1 protein-coding gene is annotated in these 2,314 nt (G+C 52.7%); it reads right to left on the bottom strand.

Going from position 1 to position 2,314, the window contains the following annotated elements:
* The coding region (locus tag BLV96_RS49610; RefSeq protein WP_143051175.1) for a hypothetical protein at positions 1–2,045 on the bottom strand (2,045 nt) is incomplete at its 3' end.
* Positions 2,046–2,314 lie beyond the last annotated feature (269 nt).

The raw sequence follows: 2,314 nt of genomic DNA, 5'->3' as shown, positions 1-2,314 counted from the left end.
AAGTTTGTCTGAAAGAACAACACCTCAAACCCTGGTTTTTCCACTGCTGAAAATACGAGGTTCGTGTCAATTATCAGCGCGTCACGCTGCGGTGCTACAGAAGCCAGACCTGCCTTTATCAGATCAGAAGCATGCTGAATATCTCGCATCACAGCCGACGGCAGGTGTTTGTTCCCGCTGGCCGACGTCTTAAATCGAAAAGTTACAAATACGCCGACTTTCATGCCGGGCAAGAGGTCAGAAAGATGTTTCCTGGCGATCGCCTTTACAGCTTCAACATTTTGCGTCAGGTCTTTGGCCAACGACAGTACATTTCCGTCGGCATCTTCCCGCGTCAAGACGTCTTCAGGTAATGCATCCAGGAAGAATTTGCCCAGGAGCCGGCCGATAGGACTCTTACCCCGCCATCGCGGCGGCGCGATACCCCACTTCGAATCTCGGGCATCCGCTATTGGCCGCAGGTCCGCCGGCGGGTCAATCCGGTCACCGTTTTCTGCAAAACTCACGCGGACTTCGGACCGTGAAGTTCCGAAAATCTGCGTTGTGTCGACGTGCTCGCGAACTTGCGCAGCGGAGATATTCATCCGCTGCGCAATAGAATTTCTCGCCAATGCGTCGTCGACCGCCTGCGTCAGCGTCGAATCGACCGACAGAAGTCGCTGATCACTGGACACACTGTCCGGGTCATACTTTTTCGGAGTCAGATATTCAATATTGATCCTCGGCGAAGATATGCCACGATCCTCCGCCAGCCGGCCGATAAGCCAATCTATTGCCCCGCCTAGCTTGGCCAACGAAAGCGCTGACAAATTTTCTTCCCCGAGATGGGACTCAAGTCTCAGTTGCACCCTACCGTCGCGCGACTTTAGTTCATGGTAGTCAAATACCTCAATACTCACAAATTTTTTTACCGTTGACTTGATAATTCGCGCGTCTATTGCGAGCCGAGTTCGGGTTTCCGCAGCCATTCCCCCGGTAAGATCGTCCTGGATCAGCTCAAGCAGCCTCTCCTGGCTAAGCTTGCCAGCGCTTTTCAGTTGAGTCCGCGACGCATACCGAATATAGATTCCGATCTTCTTACTGGCCGGATGTTCGGCCAGCAAATCTCTCAGCTTGGCTTTGAACTTTTTGTACTCGTCAGCAAAATCACCCGATGGGATCAGAAGTTCATCATGCCCAGCGGAAGATCGGATCTTCGGGGCGTGCTCTGCCGCGAAGTGGATCTCAAACGACACCAATTGATGTCGCATCTTACCTGCGGTACTTGGCGAATACCCTGGCTTCCAGTCCCACTGCGAAGCCTTTATCGAAGACTCATCTTTCGTTGAAGACTCTGCTGCACGTACGACTGTTTTACGAGTTTCACCCAGCGGCTGTCGAACACTATCCGGAGGATCAACCGACTTCCCGGCGGCCTGAAACTCTATTTCTACAGCGCTCATATCTCGCGTGAGGCCTGCCGCTCGGTTAATCTGCTGCCAAACATGCTCGGCTGTGATATTTGCCCGTAGCGCGGACGGGTTCCGCTGCAGCACCCCTGCCACCGCCCGGTGCAGTTCTTCGTCAATCGATCGAATCCGAGGATCACCATTGATATCGAACGATGTCCCCGTTTTCTGCAACTTGCGATATACGATGCTGACCGACGATAGTGGCGACCCGGACTCCGCTTCGGCAACGATTCGCCCAACCAACCAATCCACCGCCCGGTCGAGAATAACAGACGATAGCTTAGTGACACTGTCAAGTCTTCTATTAAAACCCAAGTGCAGTCGGGGTGGACCAGACTTAGATCGGACTTCGATATGCTGGAAAATTTCAACGCCAAGTTGGTTATGTGCCCCCCTCACAATCAACTTATCTATTGCCAGCTGAGAGCGCTTGTCGGGTGTAACATCCGACAGCAGATCATCGGAAGTTTTTTCTAATACATCGGATTTCCTTGTGCTTGCTGCAACATTATCCCGCGTAATAATTCTGACAGTAACACCAATGAGCTTTCCTGCAGGCAGATTGCCGATCACCTCGGTTAATTCACGTTTCATCTGCAAATAGTCACTTTGGAGTGGTCCTCTTTCGGGGACTATCTGCGATAACTTGAGGCCTTCTGCATATGGACGCCGCGCTGCATCGAACTTGATTTTTAGTTCGCGGTGTTTATGATGCGGGCTAGGTGTAACAGTGGGTTTCAACGGCTTCCAGGTTGTACCGCCGGCACCAACGGACGGCGTTTCGACAACAACAGGGTTGTCAGTTCCTACCGGCTCCGGTCCGGCACCGGCACGTGTAAACGGCTCAGTCCGGGTCGTACCCA

The organism is Amycolatopsis pretoriensis, assembly GCF_900107925.1.
Taxonomy (GTDB): domain Bacteria; phylum Actinomycetota; class Actinomycetes; order Mycobacteriales; family Pseudonocardiaceae; genus Amycolatopsis; species Amycolatopsis pretoriensis.
This window is presented reverse-complemented; position numbering and strand designations above follow the sequence as displayed.